Here is a 16,980-nt window from a genome sequence, read left to right on the forward strand (position 1 = left end):
GGATGTACCGGGATTGGCTTTGGGAGGATGGCGACTTCCGTTTTTCGCCCCGGGGCGATGCGGTCCTGGTGGAGGGGCTCGCGGTGGTGCGGCAGGACCTCTTGGCCCGCCTCGTCTCTCCCCGGGGAAGCCACTGGGCCTTCCCCGCGGAGGGGAGCGACCTGCTGGACTTCGTGCAGGCCGCCGCGGACGAGCTCACCCGCGTGGAAGCCCAGCAGGAGGCGGAGCGAACCTGCCTGGAGGACGCCCGGGTGCGGGAGGCGGCCTCGGAGTGGCAGGGGGACCGCCTGCGCCTCGTCCTCACCCTGGAGGAGGGGACGCTCGTGCTCCTGCCTGAGCTAAGGAGGGCCTGATGCCGGATATCCCAGTCCCTACCCTGGAGGAGGTCACGGAGGAGCTCCTCGGCTATCTGCCGAGCAATTTCCCCGTTCGCAACCCGGACGCGTTTAGCGCCTTCGGCACCTACCTGCGCCTGGCCGCCCAGGTGGGCCTGGACGTGCGGGCCACCCTCCGGGCCCTCCTGCCCCAGCTCTTCGTCACCACGGCCACGGGGGAGTGGCTGGACGAGCACGCCCGAGGGCTCGGCCTGGCGCGCAAGGTTGTCCGGCCCGCCCGCCTGCGGGCGCGGGTGGAGGCGAGCGGCGCGGGCACCTTCCCCCCCGGGGCCCTGGTGGGCCTAGACGACCTGCGGTACCGGGTGGAGGGCCCCTTCGCCCCCGGGGCGGAGGTGGTCCTCACCTCCGAGGGGGTGGGGGCCCGTTACAACCTTCCCGAGGGGACCCGCCTGTACCCCGTGACCGTGGTCCCTGGGGTAGAGCACCTCCAGGTCCTCGCCGTGGAGGAGCCGGGGCTGGACCGGGAGACGGACGAGGAGCTGCGGGCCCGGTGCCTCCTCTCTTGGCCCGCCCTGGGCCTGGGGAGCACGTACCACGCCTACATGAGCTGGGCCCTCGAGGACCCCGAGGTGCGCAAGGTGGTCGTCCTGGATGACCACCCCCGGGGCCAGGGGACCGTGGACGTGGTCATCGCCCCGGCCCAGGGCCTGCCCTCGGCGGAGCTCATCGCCCGGGTGCAGGCCGTGGTGGACGCCCGACGTCCCCTCACGGTGAACGCCCTGGTGCGGGGGCCGAGGGCAAGGACCTTGGACCTGGCCCTCCGCCTCTACCTGGAGCCCGGGGCCCCGGCCCCCGAGGTGTGGGCGGGGCGGGCGTCCGCCTTCCTCCACAGCCTGGGCATTGGCGAGGCGTTTTGGCCCTCGAGGCTCATGGACACCCTGCACGGCTACGGGGGCCTGAGGGCGGTGGAGCTCCTCTCGCCCGCTGGGAGCGTCTCCGTGGCCCAGGACGAGCTCATCGTCCCCGGGTCCGTGGCCGTGGAGGCGGTGAATGCTTAAAGAAGCCGCCTACCGCCACCTCCTCTCCCTCCTCCCTCCCGGGCGCTACCCCCGGGAGGGAGGGGCGGCGGATGGGATGGTCCGAATGTTGGGGGGGGTGGAGGGGCGGCTTCTGGAGGAGCTTTTCGCCCTCCTGCGGGAGGCCTTCCCCCACCAAGCCTCAGAGGAGGCCTTGGCAGAACATGCCAAGGCCCGGCTGATCCCTACGTTGGCTGGTGAACAGCCAGAGGCGTTCCGGGCGCGAGTAGTTCACGCCCGTACATTCTGGCTCCTCGCGGGTACCCTCTCGGGAGTCCAGCAAGGCCTCCTGGTTGCCGGCTACCGTGCGCACGTGCGGGAGCACTACCTGGACGACCCTACCCTATGGGCGGAGTTCAGCGTGTGGCTCTGGCCGGAGGTAACCGCCTACATCTCGGACTGGTGGGACGACGGGGCGGGGTCATGGGACGATGGGACGCCTTGGGACTATACGCTCGGAGCCACCGAGCTTAGGCGTATCCCGAACCTCATCAGGGAGCTTAAGCCGGCCCATGCCAAGCTTTGCGGCCTGTACTACACGCCCTCACCCTACGATGCCTGGGATGACGGGGCCGCCTGGGACGATGGCGGAGTGTGGAGTCCAGATGCCATTCAAATCCTTTAAGGAGGTAGACCATGCCTAAGAACCTGACACCGCAGAACCGGTGGGAAGACGAGTTTCAGGTACCCCTCCCTGGCGAACCGCGCAACATCGGGCCGTTAGAGACCTTGTTCCAACGCCTGCTCAACCGGACCGAGCGCCTGAAGAACCGCATCGCGGATATCCTGGGGGTGGCGTGGGACGCCACCCCACCGGACACCCTCGCCGGGGTCCACAACCGCGTGGCGCGGCTAGAGAACCCCTCCTCCCTCCCCGCCCTCACCCCGGTCGTGGGCGGGCTAGTGGTCGCTCTGGGGACGAGCGGCCTGGGGAGGGTCAGCCTGGGGACTCATGTCCCGGTGTCCGTTGACGGCGAGGTGGGCTTCAACGGGGTGGATTGGAATACCCTAGGCACCCACGGGGTTTACCGGGTGACGGATGCGGGCACGGGCGGTGCGAACCCACCCCCCGCGGCGTACCGGCATGGGGTACTCATCGTCGCCAGAGGGGGCCAGGACGCAGTAGCGCAGATATACGTACCCCACGATAGCGGGATTGACCCCTTTATCTACGTGCGACAGCGGTGGGTATGGGGTGGGTGGTGGTCTGGTTGGGTGCGGCTGGGCGTCCAGTACGGCCAAAACACGAACGGGCGCTTTGCGCGTTTCGGGGACGGGACGCAGGTTGCGTGGTTCTCCGTGGATGACGCCGACGGGGGTATATACACATGGGTATTCCCGGCGGCCTTCTCCGCGGCACCAACCATACTCGCGACGGCCAGCGTGATTGGTGGGAACGAAAACTGGTCGGGCAAGATGCTCCTGGCGACCAGCAACACAACCTCCGCCTCCATATACCCTTACAACAACACGAATACCGCCGCTCTGTTCACGGGCGCCATCCGGTATCACCTCATGGCCATCGGGAGGTGGCTCTGATGATCCACGTAGTGTACATACCCCAGGTCGCTTTGCCTGGGCACACGTTGACGTACTCGTGGGCAGCACGGGTCCTGACTGCCCGCTTGCAACGCGGTGAGGAGGTTTTGGAAGAGGTTTACGACCTAAGTGGGCTGAGTCCCGGGGATACGGTGATCGGGGTAGAGCCAGAGGTGATGTCCTTTTCTCCGCTCATCTCCGTGTGGGTAGACGACGATCATACACTGCACGTGCGCTTGCTGCGCTGGTACGAGGGCCCAGAACCCGACGTACTAGAGGAGGTCCTAGATGGCTAGGCTTAGGGTTCGTACACTGGCTGACCGCCTACACGAGGCATGGGCGGCCTTTCGAGCAGAACGTGACCGGAGGTTGGCAGCAAGCGACTGGGTGGTGGCTAGGGCCTACGAACGCGGTGAGCCCGTGCCGCCGGAATGGGCGGCCTACCGCCAGGCCCTCCGGGACCTGCCGGGCCAACTCACGGACGAGCAGGTGTTAGCTGGAGAGATACCCTGGCCTCAGTTGCCAACTAACGAACAATCCAGTTAGCCCATAGGGACTCATATAAAGTGTGCATAAAGACTCACATTACTGCCTCGGAACTTGACTGAACTCAGTCAAACTATCTAAAAACGTGATCAAAAATTGTCCTCTGAATGCGACGCATGACAGTGGGGTTTGCCGTGCCCCAGCCTGTTACCAGGCCAGGCGGTGGGCTCTTACCCCACCGTTTCACCCTTGCCCGCACCGGGCCTTGGGCCCGGCCGCTGGCGGTCTCTTCTCTGTGGCACTTTCCGTCGGGTTACCCCGCCCAGCCGTTAGCTGGCACCCTGCCCTATGGTGCCCGGACTTTCCTCACCCAAGGGGGTTTGGCCCCTTGAGCGCGACCGCACCCCTATCCCGGGGCATCCTTTAGTTTAGCGGTTCTTTCTGGTAAGGTGAAGGGGTGGGCCTGCGTCTGCCCTGGTATGTGCCCTTCCTGCTCCTCTTCCTGAGCTTGGTGGGCCTTGGGGTTTTGGCCACCCTATGGTTTTTGGGCGTGCTTTTCCTGCTTGGGGGCGCCGCCTACTTGGCCCTTAAGCGGCTATCGGGTCCCCGCTGGCGCCGCTTGCCCCCGCCCCGCTAGGCCTTGCCTTAAGGGCTTATGGGCCCTAAACTAGGAAGCGGTTTTCGCACGGCCAAGACCGTGCGGGAGGAGGCGAGCGTGAAAGAGGGCATTCATCCCAAGCTGGTTCCTGCCCGCATCATCTGCGGGTGCGGCAACGTGATCCATACCTACTCCACCAAACCCGAGATCCACGTGGAAGTGTGCAGCAAGTGCCACCCCTTCTACACGGGCCAGCAGAGGTTCGTGGACACCGAGGGGCGGGTGGAGCGCTTCCAGCGCCGCTTCGGCGACTCCTACCGCAAGGGGCGCTAGCGGTAAAGGGCCGGGCCGGGGGCTTCGGCCCCCGGTTCTTTTTAAAATGCCCCCTGGAGGAAAGGATGCCCCCCGTACTGCACCGTCAAGGGTGGATTGAGGTCATCGCCGGGCCCATGTTCTCCGGAAAGAGCGAGGAGCTCATCCGTAGGGTGCGGCGGGCCCTTATCGCCAGGCAGAGGGTTTTGGTCTTTAAGCCGAGGCTGGACGACCGCTACCACGCAAGCCACGTGGTGAGCCACGACGGGGAAAGGGTGGAAGCCATCCCCGTGGAGCGTGCGGCGGAGATGGAGGCCCACCTTGCCCCCTTGCCCCAGGTGGTGGCGGTGGACGAGGTGCAGTTCCTGGACCGGGGCTTCCTGGACCTGGCGGAGCGGCTGGCCCAGGCGGGGGTGAGGGTCATCGCCGCCGGGTTAGACCTGGACTTCCGAGGAGAGCCTTTTGGCATCATGCCCGAGCTGCTCGCCCGGGCGGAGTTCGTGGAGAAGCTCACCGCCATCTGCCCCCGTTGCGGGGCCCCTGCTACCCGGACCCAGCGCCTGGTGGACGGGAGGCCCGCCCGTTACAGCGACCCCGTGATCCTGGTGGGGGCCAAGGAGCACTACGAACCCCGGTGCCGGGCCTGCCACGAGGTGGCTTACTGAGCTAAGGGTAAGGGCGTTCCCTTCTTTTTCCTAAAGCGCACCTCCAATACCCCCTGGCGGAGGCTGGCCTGGGCGGTGCCCTCCTCAATGGGGCCGGGGAGGTCCAGGGTGCGGCGGAAGGTGCCCATGGGCCTTTCCTCCAGCAAGTAGGTTCCGGGAAGGGGGTGGCGCACCCCAGCCAGGGTGATGCGGCTTCCCTCTTCCAAAAGCTCCAGGTCCTCGGGGCGCACCCCGGGGAGGTCCACCAGGAGGACGTAGTGGTCCTCGTCCTCCAGGAGGTCCACCCGGGGGGTCCAGGCGGCGGGCTCCTCGCCGGTGAGCTGGTAGGCCAGCTCGGCGATGCGCTCTTGCAGCTCCTTTAGCTTGCGCAGGGTTTCCAGGCGGTCCAGGCGCTCCAGCATGCCCTTAGCATAAGGGATGTGGAAGCGGTGCCGGTGCTGGCGGGTCCCACGGGAAGCGGCAAGACCCTCCTCGCCTTGCGCCTGGGGGAGGAGGTGCCCCTCGAGGTCATCTCCGCCGACGCCACCATGGTCTACCGGGGCCTGGACATCGGGACGGATAAGCCAAGCCCAGAGGAGCGGCAAAGGGTGCCCCACCACCTGGTGGACGTGCTCGAGCCCTCCGAGGCCATGAGCGTGGCCCGTTTCGTGGAGATGGCGGAGGCGGCCATTGGGGACGTGCTCGCCCGGGGCCGCCTGCCCCTGGTGGTGGGGGGAACGGGCTACTACATCCGGGCCCTTTCCGAGGGGCTTCACGACCTGCCGCCGCCGGAGCCTGCGGTCCAGGCTGCCCTTTGGCAAGAGCTAGAGGAGCGGGGGCTTGCCCCCTTGTGGGCGGAACTTTTTCAGGCAAGCCCCCGGGATGCGGCCCGGGTAGGGCAAAACCCCAGGCGGCTCGTGCGGGCCCTGGAGGTCCTGCGCCGCACCGGAAAGCCGCCTGCCTGCTTTCCCAAACGCCCCCCGCGCTTTCGCTACAAGAAGCTCGTGCTCTGGCCGGAGCGGGCCTGGCTTTGGCCGAAGCTAGAGGAGAGGGCCCGCTCCCAGTTTGCCCGCGGGCTCGTGGAGGAGGTCCGAAACCTCCTCGCCCGCTATCCCGAGATCCCCACCGCCCTTCAGGCCATCGGCTACAAGGAGGTGGTGGGTTACCTGAAGGGGCAGTATTCCTTGGAGGAGGCCCTTTTGCGGGACATCCAAGCGGTGAGGGCCTACGCCAAACGGCAGTACACCTGGTTCCGCCACGAGCCGGGGGACGTCACCTACCTGCCCCGTGGGGGGGAGGCGGCCTACACGGGCTTTCGCGACTGGCTTGGCCTTCACTTCGGGCTATAGTGGGAGCATGTTGGCCTATGAGATCCGCGCCCGGGTGGCCCGGGGGGAGCTTACCCCAAAGGAGGTGGTCCAGGCGTACTGGGAACGGGTCCAACGGCTTGACCCAAAGCTCGGCGCCTTCCTCACCCTCAACGAGGCCATTGGGGAGGAAGCAGAGCGCCTAGACCCACGCCTTCCCCTGGCCGGGGTGGTGGTGGCGGTGAAGGACAACATCGTCACCCGAGGCCTGCGCACCACGGCGGGGAGCCGGCTTTTGGAAAACTTCGTTCCTCCTTACGAGGCCACGGCGGTGGCCCGGCTGAAGGCGCTTGGGGCCTTGGTCCTGGGCAAGACCAACCTGGACGAGTTCGGGATGGGCTCCTCCACGGAGCACTCCGCCTTCTTCCCCACCAAGAACCCCTTTGACCCGGGCCGGGTGCCGGGAGGGTCCAGCGGGGGAAGCGCCTCCGCGGTGGCGGCGGACCTGGCTCCCGTGGCCCTGGGCTCGGACACGGGGGGTAGCGTGCGCCAGCCTGCGGCCTTTTGCGGCGTCTACGGCCTGAAGCCCACCTACGGCCGGGTGAGCCGGTATGGCCTGATCGCCTACGCCTCGAGCCTGGACGGGATTGGCCCCATGGCCCGCTCCGTGCGGGACCTGGCCCTCCTCATGGACGCCATGGCGGGCCCAGACCCCTTGGACGCCACGAGCCTGGACCTTCCTCCCCGTTTCCAAGAGGCCCTGGGGGAGCCCTTGCTCCCTTTGCGCCTCGGGGTGGTGCGGGAGGGGCTAGGGGGCAACAGCCCGGGGGTGGAGCGGGCGCTGGCGGAGGCCTTAGAGGTGTTCCGGGGCCTGGGGTTTCGCATCCAAGAGGTTTCCTGGCCCTCCTTGCCCTTGGCCCTCAACGCCTATTACATCCTGGCCCCGGCGGAGGCCAGCTCCAACCTGGCCCGCTACGACGGGACCCTCTACGGCTACCGGGCGGAAGGGGAGGAGCTTTGGCCCGTGGTGGAGGCCACGCGGGCCCGGTTTGGCCTCGAGGTCAAGCGCCGCATCCTGGTGGGCACCTTCGTCCTCACGAGCGGCTACTACGAGGCCTACTACGGCCGGGCCCAGGCTTTCCGGAGGAGGCTTAAGGCGGAGGCCAGGGCCCTTTTCCAGGAGGTGGACCTCCTCCTCCTCCCCACCACCCCCCACCCTGCCTTCCCCCTCGGGGGGCGGCAGGACCCCCTCGCCATGTACCGGGAGGACCTCTACACCGTGGGGGCGAGCCTTTCGGGGCTACCCGCCCTCTCCTTCCCCGCCGGGTTTGAGGGGAACCTTCCCGTGGGGCTCCAGCTCCTCGCCCCTTGGGGCCAGGACGAGGGCCTCTTGCGGGTGGCCTTGGCCTTTGAAGAGGCCACGGACCGCGCTTTCCTGAAGACGCCTTTGGGAGAGGCCCTGTAGCATGCAGGACCCCTTCCTGCGCTACCGCCTGGCCACCCGCCTGGCCCGCGCCCTCAGGGAAGCGGGCCGGCCTTTACCCCTCCCTGCCTTGGGCGAGACCCTGGGCCTCCGGGGCCCGGTGGAGGGGGTGGTGCGGCCCCTCTTGGACGGGCGCTTCGTATTGGAGGAGGAGGTGGGGCTATGGGAGTGGCGCTATCCCTTTCCCCCCAAGGGGGAGGCGGTGGTGGTCCTGGACCTGGAAACCACGGGCCTGGCCCCCGGCTTGAACGAGATCATTGAGGTGGCCCTGGTGCGCCTGGAGGGGGAAAGGCGCATCCCCTTCCAAAGCCTGGTCCGGCCTGAGCGCCCGCCGAGCCCCTTCATTGAGCGCCTCACGGGCATCCGGGCGGAGATGCTGGAGGAGGCTCCTCCTTTGGAGGCGGTTTTGGAGGGGGTGTATCCCCTCCTTTCCGGGGCCACCTTGGTCATCCAAAACGCCGCCTTTGACCTCTCCTTCCTGCGCCCGGCCCTGGAGGGGATGGGCTACCGGTTGGAAGGCCCCGTGGTGGACTCCGTGCGCTTGGCGAGGCGCGCCTTCAAGGGGCTAAAGCGCTACGGCCTGGACGCCCTTTCCGAGGTGCTGGAGCTCCCCAAAAGGGAGGTGCACCGGGCCCTTGGCGATGTGGAGCGGACCCTTGCCGTGGTCTACGAGGTGTATTATATGCTCACTTCAGGGAGCCCCCGTCCCCTCGAGGACCTTGGGAGGTGATATGACCGCGCGCTATGTCCTCACCAGTGCGTGTATTCAAACGGGAACGATGGCCCTCACCGTCTCCTTGCGCCAGAGGCTATTGGGCAAGGAGCGGGTCCGCTTCGTGGACGAGGATGGCGAGGTGTACGAGGCGGAGGTGGACTGGAAGGCGGGGGTGGTCCGGGGGCTCGGCCCGTATTACGCCAAAAGGCGTTTGGCGGTGAACGAGGCCATTCTCCTCCACTTCCGGGGCGAGGAGGTGGCGCTTCAGGCGGCCCCCAGGGGGCAGGTGCGGCCCCCCGAGCCCCGCTCCGAGCGAAGGGAAGAGAAGGAGGAGGGCAAGGAAAAGCGCCGGGTCCGGGTGACCCCTTACCCCAAGGAGGTCCTCTTCCCCCACGAGCCCCAGGTCCTGGAGCCGCCGGGGGTCACGGAGGACCTGAGGCGGCTTGGCTTCGTCCTGGAGGGGGGGCTTCCCTGGGTCTACAAGGCCCCCTTGGGAAGGCGGCAGGTGGTCTTGGCCCTCCTGCGCTTGGGGGAAGGGGAGCCGGCCCTATTAAAGCCTTACCGCCGGGAGGGGAGTTACCCCGCCTACCTCGCCCCCGAGTCCCACAAGGACGAGGTGCCTGAGGGCTTCGGCCACGTTTCCCCCGAGGCCATCGGCCGCTTGGTCCGCCTGAAGGCCCGCTTCCCCGTTTCCGCCTTGGACCTGGAGGACCTCCTGCGCCAGGGCCGGGTGGACCTGGAGGCGGTGGAGGCCCTGGAGGACCGCCTCGTGGCGGAGCTCGCCGAAAGGGGGGCCTTTGCCGCCTTGCTCCTCCTCCTGGCCAAGAGGCCTTTGGGGCAGGTCTTCTTGCTTTCGGACCTCGAGGCCGAGGCCCTGGAGGAGGGCCTCATCCCCGAGGTGGTGCGCAAGGGGGTGGAGCTTTTGGCAAGCCCGCCCTTCCTCGTCCTAAAGAGGCTTTCCCCGGGGGAGTTCCTCTTAAGGCAGGAGGTGGAAGAGGCCCTAAGCGACCTCCAGGCCTTTGCCGAGGGGCTTAAGGCCAGGCTTAGCCGCGTCCGTGAGGGCGCTTGACCCGGGTGGTTTCCCCGAGGGCCAGGTCAAAGCTCTGCCGCGCCCGCTCCTTGAGGGCCGCCACCTTTTCCCAGTCGGGGCTACGGCCGTAAAGGGCCGCCTTGGATAGGGTGGTGGGGTCCCCGGGGAGGTCTTGGTAGTAGGCCCCCGTTTCCTTGGCGAAGGCGGCCACCTTGGGGTCGTAGGCCACCCCGGCGAAGGGGGTTCCCGCCGCCGCCGCCAGGATGAGGCCGTGGAGGCGCATGGAAATCACGTACCCCGCCTGGGCCGTTAGGTAGAGGAGGCGGCGGGGGTCCGAGGTCTTTTCAATCCGGTGGAGATAAAAGACGTTCGCCACCTCGTCGTCGTAACCGGGCTGGAGGAGGAGGACGATCACCTGCTTCCCCTCGTGCACCAGGTTGTTGGCGGTGATGTAGAGGTTCTTCAGGGCCTCCGGGTCCACCCCGGCCCGGGGGATGACCAGGACCAGGTCCTCCTCCCGCTTCACCGGGGGAGGGGTGAGGAGGAGGGCAGGGTCGGCGCCCAAGAGGGGGTCTAGGCCCAGTTCCCTGGCGTAGGCGTAGGAGTCCTGGTCCCGGACGATGAGGGGTACCCCCTTGAGGGCCCGGCGCACCTGGGCCTCGCCCCAGGGGGAGAGAGGGCCCAGGGACTGGTTGAAGACCACCACCTTCTTGCGGAAGAACCGGGCCAGGCGCAAGACGGAGAGGTAGTAGAGGAGGCTTAGGGAGCTCGTGGCGTCCTGCAAAAGCCCCCCGCCTCCCAAAAGCCAGAGGTCCGCCCGGAGGAGGGCCAAGGGGTTCAAGCGGTGGTAGGCGCGGATGCCGTGTTCCTCCCGGGTGCGCTTGGGGTCTCCGGAGAGGGCCGCCACCTGGTGCCCCCGGGCCTTGAGCTCCCGGGCGATGGCCTCGAGGATGGCCTCGTCCCCCGTGTTCCTAAAGCCGTAGTACCCCGCTACCCCAACCACCATGCCCTTAGCCTCCTTACCAGGATAACCCCGATTAGCCCCAAAAGAAGGCCCAAGATGGCCCCGTTCACCACCCGGAAAAAGGAGATGGGAAGGGGGGTGTGGAAGTGGCTAAACGTGTTCAGAATGGAGGCCATCCCCAAGGCGGCCAGAAAGAGGAGGCCGTTTTGCACGAAGCGGGGCCAGGGGAGGAGGAGGGCCAGGGGGAAGAGGGCGTGGCCGAAGACCTCCTTGAAGCGGGGGCGGACCATGAGGTCTTGAAGGAGGCTTCGCAGCTTAAGCTCAAGCTCCGGGACCAGGGGGGCCTCGTTCCCCCGGCGGAGGAGGGCGAGGGCCAGGAGGAGGAGGGCAAGCCCCGCCAAGGCCACCTCCCCGAGGCGCAGGGGGTGTTGGTAGAGCCGGGCCAGGGCCTGCTTGAAATCCTTCTCTAAAAAGCTATAGGCCACCAGGAGGGGCGGCACCAAAAGGGTCAAGGAAACGCCCTTGAAGGGGGTTAGCCCTTGCACCGTGGCCGGGGTGGAGCCCAGGGCGGAGAGGAAGACCACCCCCGCCAAGGCGTAGCCCAGGGTGCGAAGCCACATCCAAAGGCCGTTCCTCGGCCCCAGGAAGCCCAGCACGGGGAAGACCAGGGCGGCGAGGAGGGCTCCCGCCTGGCTTCCGGCATAGCCCAAGGCCAGAAGGAGGAGCCCGAAGGCCACCAGGGGTCCGTAGACGGGAAGCCCCAAGGCGAGAAGGCCAAGCCCCGCCAGCACCCCCACCCAGGCGGCGTGGCGCAAGGGGCTTGGGGCGAAGTCCCGGGGGGCGGGGCGGCCTAGGGGGATGCCGCTTGCCCTAAGCTCTTCCGTGAGCCGTTTGAGGAAGCGTTCCGTGTCCTCTCGGTAGGGGTAGGGCCTCAGGTAGAGGAGCTGGTGCCCCCGCTCCCGGGCCGCCAAGGCGTACTTGTCCGCCGCCTCCTCGGGGCTTAGGGTGAGCTGCCACTCGTAGCGGAGGCTAAAAAGCCGGAGGACCCCCTTTTCCCTATAGGCCTGAAGGCCCGGCTGGGGCGTGCCCTCAATGAGGGCCACGGGGACCCCCACCAGGGCCTTGGCCTCCTCCAGGCGGTAGGGGTAGCCCAGGGCCTCGAGGCCGGCGAAGACCACGGCGTCCGCCTCCTTGGGCACCAGGGGGAGGCGAGGGTCAAGGAGGCGCAGGCGGTGGTTGATGGGCCGCACGGCCACGTAAAACCCCGCCGCCTTGGCCTGGCGGACCTCCTCAAAGGGGTAGAAGGCGGGGAAGGCCTGCACGTCTAAGGGAAAGCCCAACCATTCCCCGAGGCGGTGGGTGGGGAGGGCGTACGCGTTTGCCAAGAGGTCCAGAAGCCCCTTTTCCCCCTTCACGTAGTACCAGCCCCTCCGGGCGGGAAGCCCTGCCTCCAGGAGCTCGCTTCCCGGCCGGTAAAGGAGAACCCCTTCGTCCACCCAGTCCTTGAGGAAGCGCTCGGGGAAGGCCACCCCCTGGACGCCCAAGGCCCTATAGCCTTCCAGGACCTCCAGGAGGCTTTTCCCCTCCACCCTGGCCTCCTCGCGGACGGACTCGGCGTCCAAAAGGAGGACCACGGGCCCAGGCCGTTCCGCCCTTAGGCGGGGCTCGAGGGCGAGGAGGGAGGGGAAAAGGGCCAGGAGGAGGAGGACATGGAAGAAGGTCCTCACGCTACCCCCATCTCCGCCAGGCGGGAAAGGGCCTTGGCCTTGAGCATCTCCAGGGCCACAGCGTTCTGTCCGCCACCCGGTAGGATCACGTCCGCATGGCGTTTGCTGGGCTCCACGAAGGCCAGGTGCATGGGTTTCACCTTCTCCAGGTACTGGGCCACCACGCTCTCCAGGCTCCGCCCCCTTTCCCGCACGTCCCTCTCCAGGCGGCGGATGAAGCGCTCGTCGGCGTCGGCGTCCACGAAGACCTTAAGGTCCATGAGGGCGCGGAGCTCGGCGAAGTGCAGGACCAGGATGCCTTCCAGGATCACCACCGGGGCGGGGGCGACCCGCACCGTCTGGCCCCCCCGGGTATAGGCCTTGAAGTCGTACGTGGGCCTTTCCACCGATTTCCCCGCCAGGAGGGCTTGGGCGTGGGCCAGGTAAAGGGGGAGGTCAAAGGCCTCGGGGTGGTCGTAGTTTAGGGAAAGCCTTTCGGGAAAGGGCAGGTGGGAGAGGTCTCGGTAGTAGTGGTCCATGGGCAGGAGGGCCACCCGCTCCCCCAGGGCTTCCGCCAGGGACCGGGCGAGGGTGGTCTTGCCGCTCGCCGTACCCCCGGCGATTCCGATGACAAAGGGCTTGGTCAAACCCACCACCCCTCCATCATAAAGGCGGGGGGCCATCCCCCCGCCCAGACCCCCACGGCCTACCGGGCCACCGCCGCCTTCTCCTGGGCGTGGCCGATGGTCCTGTCGGTGTCCACGTCAAAGGCGTGGAGGCGGGAGGTGTCCGCCAAGAGCTCCACCTTGTCCCCGGGCTTCACGGGGGCGTGGCCGTCCACCTTGGCCACCAGCACGGTGCCGTCCACGCTCACGTGGATTTCCGTTTCCGCCCCCAGGGGCTCGGCCACCTCCACCTCCCCCCGGATGACGTTCTCCTCCTCGGGGATCACCGTGTAGCCCTTGAGGCCCAGGTGCTCGGGCCGGATGCCCATCCAGACCTCTTTCCCGGCGTAGGGGCGCAGGGCTTGGGCCAGGACGGGGTTGGTGCGGATGCGGAAGCCCGGGGCGAAGAGGTAGACCTTCTCCCCTTGGGCCTCCACCCGGGCGCGGATGAAGTTCATGGAGGGGCTACCGATGAACCCGGCCACGAAGCGGTTGGCGGGGAAGTCGTAGAGGTTTAGGGGGGTGTCCACCTGCTGGATCTCCCCGTCCTTCATCACCACGATGCGGTGGCCTAGGGTCATGGCCTCCACCTGGTCGTGGGTCACGTAGATGGTGGTGACCCCAAGCCGCCTTTGGAGCTTGGCGATCTCGGCCCGCATCTCTACCCTTAGCTTGGCGTCCAGGTTGGAAAGGGGCTCGTCCATGAGGAAGACCTTGGGCTCCCGGACGATGGCCCGTCCCATGGCCACCCGCTGGCGTTGCCCGCCGGAGAGCTCCCGGGGCTTGCGGTTTAGGAGGTGCTCAATCTTCAGGATGCGGGCCGCCTCCTTCACCCTGCGGTCAATCTCGTCCTTGGGGTAGCGGCGGAGGCGGAGCCCGAAGGCCATGTTCTCGTAGACGTTCATGTGGGGGTAGAGGGCGTAGTTCTGGAAGACCATGGCGATGTCCCGGTCCTTGGGGGGGACGTCGTTCACCAGGCGGTCGCCGATGTAGATCTTCCCCTCCGAGATCTCCTCGAGGCCCGCAATCATGCGCAGCGTGGTGGTCTTGCCGCAACCGGAAGGCCCCACGAAGACCACGAACTCCCCGTCCTCGGTTTCCAGGTTGAAGTCCTTGACCGCCACCACCTTGCCGAAGCGCTTCCACACGTGCTCCAGCTTGACCTTGGCCATCCTAACCTCCTTGGCCCCGCGCTTTGAGCCCTTTGGCCCATCGGGGGTTCGCCGCCATTTTAGCAGGCCTTTCACAGGGGCGCGGTATAAAGACCTCGTGGCTTCCGCCACAAGGTTTGGGAGGTGGGTATGCTTCAAGGGTTTAAGAACTTCCTCATGCGGGGCAACGTGGTGGATTTGGCGGTGGCGGTCGTCATCGGCGGCGCCTTCGGCCAGGTGGTGAACTCCTTAGTGGCGGACGTCCTCACCCCCTTGATCGGGGCTATAGGGGGTGCGCCGGACTTCTCCGCCCTCAAGCTTGGGCCCATCGCCCTCGGCAAGTTCATCAACGCCCTGGTGAACTTCGTGGTGGTGGCGGCGGCCATCTACTTCCTGGTGGTGGTGCCCATGCAGGAGGCGCAAAAGCGCCTGAAGAAGGAGGAGGCGGCGGCCCCGCCCGAGCCCCCCGAGGAGGTCAGGCTTCTTCGGGAGATTTTGGAGGAGTTGCGGAAGAAGGCCTAAGCCGGTTCCAGAAGAAAAGGGCCAGGTACCCAAGGCCCAGTTCCGGCCTTGGGTTAAGGCTTACGGAAAGGGCGAAGGCGTGGAAGAGAAGGCTTTCCAGGGCGTGGCGGGGGCTTCTTCGCAAGAGGTCCTTGAGGGCGGGGCCCTGCCGGAAGGCCACCAGGGCGAGGTAGGGAAGGTAGGGCCAGGGCCCCGTGGGGAAGCCCAGGGCGGAAAGCCCCAAGGAGGCGAAGGCCATGGCCCTTAAAGGGGGTAAGGGGTCGGGCCTGAGGGAGCGGAGCTCTTGCCAAAGGAGGCCCTCCTCCCCAGGCCAAGGAGCCCGAAGGAGGAGGAGGCGCTTTCCCTCGTGCCCTCCCAGGTAGACCCCGGGGTCGGGGGCCACGCCCAGGGGGAGGAGGTGGGCGGGGTTTTCCTGGAGGGCCTGGTGGAGGAGGGGGTCTAGGGGGACGCCGTCCACTAGGAACCAGGTGTGGGGCCTTCCCGAGAGGAGGAAGCCCAAGGCCCTTTCCACCCTGTGCCCCCGGTGGGCCAAAATCCCCGGCCAAGCCTCCGGGGGCTCGCGGAGGAGGGCCTTGCGCCACGGGGGGCTTTCCCGCACGGGATACGTCTTCAGGCGGAACCTTAGCTCCAGGGCCTCCCCCTCCCTCAGGGCAAAGCGGGCCCAGAGGGTTCCCCGGGCCTCGTAGGCCTCGAGGGGCTTCTGCGAGAGGAAAAGGCCCTCCACCTCCTGCCCGGGAAGGCTTTGGGGGAGGGGCAGGAGATAGGTGTCCGGGGCGGGGGCGAGGAAGCGGAGGGCAAAGGCCACGGGACTACGATACACTTTTCCCATGGAGTGGCTCCTTACCCCAGGTCCTGTGCGGCTTCACCCCAAGGCCCTGGAGGCCCTGGCCCAGCCCCAGCTCCACCACCGCACCGAGCCCGCCCGCGCCCTCTTTTTGGAGGCCCGTTCCCTCCTCAAAAAGGCCTTCGGCACGGAAGGGGAGGTCCTCATCCTTACGGGCAGCGGCACCCTGGCCATGGAGGCCCTGGTACAGAACCTCTTTGCCCCCGGGGAGAGGGTCCTGGTCCCCGTCTACGGCAAGTTTTCCGAGCGCTTTTACGAGATCGCCCTGGCGGCGGGCCTAGAGGCGGAGCGCCTGGACTTCCCCTATGGCCGGGTCCCTCGCCCCGAGGACGTGGCCAGGAAGGGGTTTCAAGGGCTTCTCCTCGTGCACTCCGAGACCTCCACGGGGGCTTTGGTGGACCTCCCCGCCCTGGCCCGGGCCTTCAAGGAGGCGAACCCCGAGGGCCTGGTGGGGGTGGACATGGTGACGAGCCTCCTCGTGCGGGAGGTGGCCTTGGAGGCTTACGGGGTGGACGCCGCCCTCTCGGGAAGCCAAAAGGGCCTCATGTGCCCTCCGGGCCTTGGCTTCGTGGCCCTTTCCCCGAGGGCCCTGGAGCGCCTGAGGCCCCGGGGCTATTACCTGGACCTCGCCCGGGAGCTCAAGGCCCAGCGGGAAGGGGAGAGCGCCTGGACCCCCGCCATCAACCTGGTGGGGGCGGTTAGGGCGGTGCTGGAGGCGGTCTTGCCGGACCTGGAGGCGCACCTGGCCCTCAAGGCCTGGCAGAACGCCCTCCTTTACCAGGTGGGGGAGGCGCTTGGGCTAAGGCCCGTGCCCGAGGTGCGAAGCCCCGCCGTGGCCGCCTTTTACCTGCCCGAGGGGGTGCCCTACCGGGCGGTCAAGGAGGCCTTTGCCCGGCGGAAAGCGGTCATCGCCGGCGGGCAGGGGCCCTTAAAGGGCAAGATCTTCCGCCTCTCCCTCATGGGGGCTTACGACCGGTACGAGGCCTTGGGGGTGGCGGCCCTCTTCAGGGAAGCCTTTGCCGATATTCTTCCACCTTCTTGAGCATCTCCTCCCGGGTGTAGACCGCCCGGGCCCCCCCGATGAGCTTGGGCCGGGTCTTGGCAGCGAGGAGTACCGCCTCCCCCAGCTTGCGCACGGAAAGGCGCACGGGCACGGCCACGGGCCTTAGGTGCATGCCGATGAGGACCCCGCCGATGTCCATCCCCCCGTGGGCTTGGGCCTTTAGGCTTTCCACCACCACGGGCTCCCGGAAGCGGAGGAAGGCCGCCGTGGCCAAGGCCCCCCCGGCCTTGGGGTGGGGGAAGACCGTGACCTCCTCTAGGCCATAGGCTAGGGCCGCCTCCCTTTCCACCACCAGGGCGCGGTTCAGGTGCTCGCACCCCTGCACGGCCACGTGGATGCCCCGCTCCAAGAGGGGCGGCAGAAGCCCTTCCAGGATGGCCTCGGCGGCCTCGAGGCTCGGCCTCGTGCCCACCCTTTCCCCCAGGACCTCGCTCGTAGACCCCCCGAGGACGAAGAGGCTTCCCCTGGGCATAGGGAAGAGCTCCAAGAACTCCCGGATGGCCGCCTCCGCCTGCCGCTTTAGGCCCTCCATGCCCCAAG

22 protein-coding genes and 1 other RNA gene are annotated in these 16,980 nt (G+C 67.5%); 15 read left to right on the forward strand and 8 right to left on the reverse strand.

All coding sequences use genetic code 11. From position 1 onward, the window contains the following. The first annotated feature begins 2 nt into the window (after positions 1–2). From LXN00_RS00830 to LXN00_RS12770, 6 genes are read left to right on the forward strand one after another with little or no spacing between them, the layout of a single operon-like run. Positions 3–353: a hypothetical protein gene (locus tag LXN00_RS00830; RefSeq protein ID WP_234503305.1), complete on the forward strand. Its 351-nt coding sequence runs from the start codon at positions 3–5 to the stop codon at positions 351–353. Further along, complete coding sequence (locus LXN00_RS00835) at positions 353–1,393, forward strand: baseplate J/gp47 family protein (protein ID WP_234503308.1); 1,041 nt, start codon at positions 353–355, stop codon at positions 1,391–1,393. The genes LXN00_RS00830 and LXN00_RS00835 overlap by 1 nt, the downstream gene beginning before the upstream one ends. Further along, entirely contained in the window at positions 1,386–2,036 is a 651-nt protein-coding gene (locus LXN00_RS00840; RefSeq protein WP_234503312.1) for a hypothetical protein, read from the forward strand. The genes LXN00_RS00835 and LXN00_RS00840 overlap by 8 nt, the downstream gene beginning before the upstream one ends. Positions 2,037–2,047: 11 nt before the next feature. Next, positions 2,048–2,950: a pyocin knob domain-containing protein gene (locus LXN00_RS00845; RefSeq protein WP_234503315.1), complete on the forward strand. Its 903-nt coding sequence runs from the start codon at positions 2,048–2,050 to the stop codon at positions 2,948–2,950. Further along, positions 2,950–3,246, forward strand: a complete 297-nt coding sequence (locus tag LXN00_RS00850; protein ID WP_234503316.1) for a hypothetical protein — start codon at positions 2,950–2,952, stop codon at positions 3,244–3,246. Before LXN00_RS00845 ends, LXN00_RS00850 begins: the two co-directional genes overlap by 1 nt. Continuing rightward, complete coding sequence (locus LXN00_RS12770) at positions 3,239–3,496, forward strand: phage tail assembly chaperone (protein ID WP_418952980.1); 258 nt, start codon at positions 3,239–3,241, stop codon at positions 3,494–3,496. The genes LXN00_RS00850 and LXN00_RS12770 overlap by 8 nt, the downstream gene beginning before the upstream one ends. 38 nt (positions 3,497–3,534) lie before the next feature. Here the strand turns inward: LXN00_RS12770 and rnpB are convergent. After that, positions 3,535–3,850: RNase P RNA component class A (gene rnpB, locus LXN00_RS00855), an RNA gene on the reverse strand. 43 nt (positions 3,851–3,893) lie between these two features. Between rnpB and LXN00_RS00860 the strand changes: the two genes are divergently transcribed. From LXN00_RS00860 to LXN00_RS00870, 3 genes are all read left to right on the forward strand, one after another. After that, positions 3,894–4,073: a hypothetical protein gene (locus LXN00_RS00860; RefSeq protein WP_234503319.1), complete on the forward strand. Its 180-nt coding sequence runs from the start codon at positions 3,894–3,896 to the stop codon at positions 4,071–4,073. 78 nt (positions 4,074–4,151) lie between these two features. Next, on the forward strand, positions 4,152–4,367 hold the full coding sequence (gene rpmE / locus LXN00_RS00865) for a 50S ribosomal protein L31 (RefSeq protein WP_026234242.1): 216 nt from the start codon (positions 4,152–4,154) through the stop codon (positions 4,365–4,367). 65 nt (positions 4,368–4,432) lie between these two features. Then, a complete protein-coding gene (locus LXN00_RS00870; RefSeq protein ID WP_234503322.1) occupies positions 4,433–5,011 on the forward strand; it encodes a thymidine kinase in 579 nt (192 codons plus the stop codon). On the opposite strand, the gene LXN00_RS00875 is transcribed toward LXN00_RS00870, so the two are convergent. Beyond that, complete coding sequence (locus LXN00_RS00875) at positions 5,005–5,412, reverse strand: Hsp20/alpha crystallin family protein (protein WP_071677799.1); 408 nt, start codon at positions 5,410–5,412, stop codon at positions 5,005–5,007. The two genes, LXN00_RS00870 and LXN00_RS00875, sit on opposite strands and share 7 nt — an antisense overlap. 18 nt (positions 5,413–5,430) lie before the next feature. On the opposite strand from LXN00_RS00875, the gene miaA reads away from it, so the two are divergent. Genes miaA through LXN00_RS00895 form a run of 4 tightly spaced genes read left to right on the forward strand, consistent with a single transcriptional unit; the run spans position 5,431 to position 9,564 of the window. Beyond that, complete coding sequence (gene miaA / locus LXN00_RS00880) at positions 5,431–6,339, forward strand: tRNA (adenosine(37)-N6)-dimethylallyltransferase MiaA (protein ID WP_234503324.1); 909 nt, start codon at positions 5,431–5,433, stop codon at positions 6,337–6,339. A 7-nt stretch (positions 6,340–6,346) separates the two neighbouring features. Then, a complete protein-coding gene (gatA, locus tag LXN00_RS00885) occupies positions 6,347–7,762 on the forward strand; it encodes an Asp-tRNA(Asn)/Glu-tRNA(Gln) amidotransferase subunit GatA (protein ID WP_234503327.1) in 1,416 nt (471 codons plus the stop codon). A gap of 1 nt (position 7,763) precedes the next feature. Continuing rightward, positions 7,764–8,510: a PolC-type DNA polymerase III gene (locus LXN00_RS00890; protein ID WP_234503330.1), complete on the forward strand. Its 747-nt coding sequence runs from the start codon at positions 7,764–7,766 to the stop codon at positions 8,508–8,510. 1 nt (position 8,511) lies between these two features. Beyond that, entirely contained in the window at positions 8,512–9,564 is a 1,053-nt protein-coding gene (locus tag LXN00_RS00895) for a hypothetical protein (protein ID WP_234503333.1), read from the forward strand. On the opposite strand, the gene csaB is transcribed toward LXN00_RS00895, so the two are convergent. Genes csaB through LXN00_RS00915 form a run of 4 tightly spaced genes read right to left on the reverse strand, consistent with a single transcriptional unit; the run spans position 9,539 to position 14,032 of the window. Then, positions 9,539–10,531, reverse strand: a complete 993-nt coding sequence (gene csaB / locus LXN00_RS00900; RefSeq protein WP_234503335.1) for a polysaccharide pyruvyl transferase CsaB — start codon at positions 10,529–10,531, stop codon at positions 9,539–9,541. The two genes, LXN00_RS00895 and csaB, sit on opposite strands and share 26 nt — an antisense overlap. Next, a complete protein-coding gene (locus LXN00_RS00905) occupies positions 10,516–12,216 on the reverse strand; it encodes a DUF5693 family protein (protein ID WP_234503337.1) in 1,701 nt (566 codons plus the stop codon). Before LXN00_RS00905 ends, csaB begins: the two co-directional genes overlap by 16 nt. After that, positions 12,213–12,848 carry a uridine kinase gene (gene udk / locus LXN00_RS00910; RefSeq protein WP_234504112.1) on the reverse strand — a complete coding sequence of 212 codons (636 nt, stop codon included), beginning with the start codon at positions 12,846–12,848 and terminating at the stop codon, positions 12,213–12,215. Before udk ends, LXN00_RS00905 begins: the two co-directional genes overlap by 4 nt. Before the next feature lie 53 nt (positions 12,849–12,901). Continuing rightward, complete coding sequence (locus LXN00_RS00915; RefSeq protein ID WP_234503340.1) at positions 12,902–14,032, reverse strand: ABC transporter ATP-binding protein; 1,131 nt, start codon at positions 14,030–14,032, stop codon at positions 12,902–12,904. A 129-nt stretch (positions 14,033–14,161) separates the two neighbouring features. Between LXN00_RS00915 and mscL the strand changes: the two genes are divergently transcribed. Continuing rightward, positions 14,162–14,533, forward strand: a complete 372-nt coding sequence (gene mscL, locus LXN00_RS00920) for a large conductance mechanosensitive channel protein MscL (protein WP_234503343.1) — start codon at positions 14,162–14,164, stop codon at positions 14,531–14,533. On the opposite strand, the gene LXN00_RS00925 is transcribed toward mscL, so the two are convergent. Beyond that, positions 14,487–15,338 carry a hypothetical protein gene (locus tag LXN00_RS00925; RefSeq protein WP_234504115.1) on the reverse strand — a complete coding sequence of 284 codons (852 nt, stop codon included), beginning with the start codon at positions 15,336–15,338 and terminating at the stop codon, positions 14,487–14,489. The genes mscL and LXN00_RS00925 overlap by 47 nt on opposite strands. A 22-nt stretch (positions 15,339–15,360) precedes the next feature. Here LXN00_RS00925 and LXN00_RS00930 point away from each other — a divergent pair, with 22 nt between their 5' ends. Then, positions 15,361–16,419: a pyridoxal-phosphate-dependent aminotransferase family protein gene (locus LXN00_RS00930; protein WP_234503348.1), complete on the forward strand. Its 1,059-nt coding sequence runs from the start codon at positions 15,361–15,363 to the stop codon at positions 16,417–16,419. On the opposite strand, the gene LXN00_RS00935 is transcribed toward LXN00_RS00930, so the two are convergent. Beyond that, a complete protein-coding gene (locus LXN00_RS00935; protein WP_234503350.1) occupies positions 16,382–16,972 on the reverse strand; it encodes a TIGR01440 family protein in 591 nt (196 codons plus the stop codon). The genes LXN00_RS00930 and LXN00_RS00935 overlap by 38 nt on opposite strands. Positions 16,973–16,980 lie beyond the last annotated feature (8 nt).

The sequence above is a fragment of the Thermus brockianus genome, from assembly GCF_021462505.1.
Classification (GTDB): Bacteria; Deinococcota; Deinococci; order Deinococcales; family Thermaceae; genus Thermus; species Thermus hydrothermalis.